The 3,481-nt window shown below is 54.3% G+C and carries 7 protein-coding genes; 1 reads left to right on the forward strand and 6 read right to left on the reverse strand.

Annotated features, from left to right (window positions below):
* From Xbud_RS21625 to Xbud_RS21650, 6 genes are all read right to left on the reverse strand, one after another.
* Positions 1-792 (reverse strand): TIGR03749 family integrating conjugative element protein (locus Xbud_RS21625; RefSeq protein WP_099137084.1); only part of this gene is annotated, 792 nt, incomplete at its 3' end.
* On the reverse strand, positions 789-1,445 hold the full coding sequence (locus tag Xbud_RS21630; RefSeq protein ID WP_099137086.1) for a PFL_4703 family integrating conjugative element protein: 657 nt from the start codon (positions 1,443-1,445) through the stop codon (positions 789-791). The genes Xbud_RS21625 and Xbud_RS21630, both read right to left, overlap by 4 nt.
* Entirely contained in the window at positions 1,442-1,798 is a 357-nt protein-coding gene (locus Xbud_RS21635; RefSeq protein ID WP_099137088.1) for a TIGR03750 family conjugal transfer protein, read from the reverse strand. Before Xbud_RS21635 ends, Xbud_RS21630 begins: the two co-directional genes overlap by 4 nt.
* A 10-nt stretch (positions 1,799-1,808) precedes the next feature.
* Entirely contained in the window at positions 1,809-2,141 is a 333-nt protein-coding gene (locus Xbud_RS21640) for a TIGR03745 family integrating conjugative element membrane protein (RefSeq protein WP_244590010.1), read from the reverse strand.
* A gap of 79 nt (positions 2,142-2,220) precedes the next feature.
* Entirely contained in the window at positions 2,221-2,457 is a 237-nt protein-coding gene (locus Xbud_RS21645; protein ID WP_099137090.1) for a TIGR03758 family integrating conjugative element protein, read from the reverse strand.
* Positions 2,454-2,783 carry an integrative conjugative element protein, RAQPRD family gene (locus Xbud_RS21650; RefSeq protein WP_099137091.1) on the reverse strand — a complete coding sequence of 110 codons (330 nt, stop codon included), beginning with the start codon at positions 2,781-2,783 and terminating at the stop codon, positions 2,454-2,456. Before Xbud_RS21650 ends, Xbud_RS21645 begins: the two co-directional genes overlap by 4 nt.
* Positions 2,784-2,932: 149 nt before the next feature.
* On the opposite strand from Xbud_RS21650, the gene Xbud_RS21655 reads away from it, so the two are divergent.
* Positions 2,933-3,481, forward strand: a 549-nt coding sequence (locus tag Xbud_RS21655) for a DUF5710 domain-containing protein (RefSeq protein WP_099137092.1), incomplete at its 3' end; no start/stop codon positions are given.

Genomic DNA, 3,481 nt, shown 5'->3' on the forward strand with positions numbered 1-3,481 from the left:
AGGGATAAAGGCGTTCTCCGGCCGCCCTTTTGTGACGAGGTACAATACCGTCGTATCCTCCGGCGACCCCGTTTCACCCAGCCAACGATGCTGGAACGTAGCCGCGACAAATTTCCCCTGTAAGGCTCGTGGGTCAAGGGTGAGAGTGCGTTTAGCCGTATTGCGCAGTTTCAGCGCGATGACCGTGTGAGGGTGTAATCGCCAGCCTGCCAGCGGAGAGATGGCTATCGGCTCTGACGGGTAGAGGGTGGTGATGGATGGGGTCAGATGCAGATTCACTGGCTGGATGCCGGCCACTGGCTCGACGGTACGTAACGGGGCATACAGTTGCTGCGCGGCATAACGGGTTAAGGCGACCGGAACGGGTGCCAATAATTTGGCGTTGCTTTGCGATTGTGATTTTCCAGTCGCAAGGGATTGTTTTTCATCCGGGTAAACAATACGCACTGGTTCCGTTGCGCCCGTTTTACTGGCGGTGATATCCAGTAAAATGATTTCGCCGTTTTCGCTGTCCTGCAATTTCAGACGGGTTGGCGAAAAGGCATTGTGGGCTTTCAGGTACACCGCCCCGCCGGCACTTTGTACCCGCAATTTATCACTGAGTGACGGCGGCAAACCGACACGGACATTCCGGTCAGCAAAAATTATCCGCTCCTGCCCCACCTTGAGTGAGAGGGATAATGGAATACGTTCCCATTTCATTAATTCATCAGCTTTTGCGCCCACGCTGAACAGCAATATGCTGACCAGTCCTAACCAAATACGACGGCAGCCAGGTAGATATCCTCTCATTGAAACACGCCCTTTTTCTCTTCCAAAGGTTGCGGCATGGCTTCCAGCCGCTGTGGCATTCCGTCGTAACAGTCCAGTGCCAGCCCGAAGGGATTACGTTCGGCATCGCCTTCCCAGCGTACCACTTTCAGCGGATAACGTACCAGTGCCCGTTTGACCGGTTCGGCGTGGTAATATTCATCGGCCACCAAATCCAGCCGGACCACCCAGTTATCCCGGTCACGCACCGTCACACTGCGCGTCCCATAGCCGCGGCCGGGAATTTCATACACCACCCGCACCCGGTCGGGCAGCTCGGCACTGTCGGCACGGGTTTTGGCATCTTCCCGTAAAAAATCCTGACAGGCCGGCGTCAGATAAGGTGATAAAGCGTAAATTTTGGCCGGATAGTCCTGTGCCCCGTTTTTCGGCCAGGCATTCAGTTGCTGGAAAATATAGAAGGCAAAGCTGTAGACGCTGGGCGCAGGCACTTCCCACCACGGGCGCGTGCTGCCGGTGCGTAAGTCTGGCGGATGATGGATGGTAAGATGGCGCGGTGAAGCCATCCAGCCCGTCAGGCTCAGCAGCAATATCAACACTAAAATGCCGCACACCACTCGCAGGGTCAGAATATGCTGATCCCGGTTTTTCACCGCATGACGAAACCGGCTCATCGTACTCTCCTGCTGCGGCGCAACGACCAGCCCTGAGCGGCAATAATCCATGCCGGATCACCGATACCCAACCGGCGTTTTTTCTCTTCCAGCTTCAGCCAGAGATAATTCTCCGGCTTGCCACGTTTAACATGCGTAAGCCAGCGCCCGCCCAGGCTTATCAGGAACAAAGGCATAACCAACATGCCGGTCGGGATCATGACCCAACCGGCTAACGGGAGCAGGGGAAGACTGACGGCCAGTCCAAGCACGATCCCAGCCAATGCGGCCAGTCCCATCTCAGGGGTGGTGAACCCACGAAACACCACCGGTTCGGCGTTTAAACGGTCAGGTAAGAAAGCGATCGTCTGCATGGTGACGGCCTTAAAAGATAATGCTGGCCGATTTCGACAGCAGCCAAATCACGGCAACCAACAGCACCACGCCGACCACGACGATGGCGCCAAACTGGGTCCAGGTCGATTTGCCATCCCGCACTTCGGAAAAGGTTTCGACGGCGGCCGAGGCAACCTTAAAGAACGCCACCGCCGAGAGGATCAACCCGCCAATCACAATGCCATCCTGCGCGTACCCTTTCGCCTGTCCCAGCAATCCGCCACCGCCACCACTTTTAGGCGGTTCGATAGCCGGTAAATCGGCCCAGGCTGATCCACAGGAAAGGCCGAATAACAGTATGAACGTACTGACCCGTGTCATCAGGCTTGTGCTGATACGCTGGCAGACGGTAAAAATTTGCTTCATATTGACTCTGTTCCTTTTCATTATGTTCGCTGCATTAACTGGCAAAAATCCAGACAGCCACGACCAGTAATACCGCGGTTCGGATGGCAAACTGGCTGAGGGTCTGATTACGCACTTTTTCATTCGCCCAGCCATGCCAGACATCCACCGCGGCCCAGGCCGCCCAGAAAAACAAGGTGGCCAGGAAAAACCCGACGCATACCAGATACAGAAAAGTGATATCAAAGTGCCCGGAGGCCACTTCAAAGGCATTGCGTTGTGCGTCAGTCATTGTGGGTTTTCCTGACGGTAATGGCCGGATAACGCGCCGGATTCATGGGGCTGGTCGCGGGAAGGCGTGAGATAGTGATCGATGCCGGCTTTGATGGTGTTGAGATCAGCCTGGATGCGCTGATAATCAAAGTCATAACGAGGGTGTTTTAAAGTATCAGACTGATTTTCTGCGATATTTGCGCGTTCCAGTGCCATTTGCACCTGCTCAATCAGACGCTTTGCACTCGCCAGTTCGTCTTTTTCGGCCGCCTGAGCCAGCGGCATACACCACACAGCCAGCCCCAGCAGACAAACAGAACAGGATATCGAAAAGCTACCGCGCATAAATACTCACCTTATGATGGGTTCCAAAATGCCAAGGATGCGGCGTTTTTTAGCGGTGGTCAGCAATAAACTCTTTATGCTTTGGTAAAAATTAGCTAAATAGTCTGACTAATTTATTGGGTTAACGATTTAATAATGAAGGAAGACCCATGCTGCGGATTGATTTAAATGTTCCCGACGATGAATACGAAAAGGTACGAAAGCTGGGCGCGCACTGGGATGCGGCCGCCCAAACCTGGTATATCGACCACAGTTTTGACCCGACCCCGTTTATGAACTGGTTACCGTTCTACAATGTCCACGCTGAATTCTGGTATCTGGCCCAAACCCGGACGCCGTGCCCGCACTGTCATGAACACACCACCGTCACGGCGTTTATGTTGCCGTCCGGACACCAGCTACTGGAGGCGGATAACGGCGATGAACCCGGCACGGAAGTGGACTACTCAGAGCAGGACAGCCCGGCGTTTCTGTTTTATATCGCCGATATTCCCACTATTGTGCGCAGCGTGCTGCCCGGTTTTCATCACACCCTGCGCAAAGCGGTCAGCCAACGGCTGCGCAGACAGCACTGGATAAACCATTGCGAACACTGTAGAGCACAGCAGGATGATACCGACCTGTTTGCGGAAGTCGGTGGGGCATTTTTCCCAACCTCTAAAGAGCAAGCGGCGACTATTCAGCTTCACCGTATTGAT

Origin of the sequence: Xenorhabdus budapestensis (genome assembly GCF_002632465.1) — a bacterium.
Lineage (GTDB): Bacteria > Pseudomonadota > Gammaproteobacteria > Enterobacterales > Enterobacteriaceae > Xenorhabdus > Xenorhabdus budapestensis.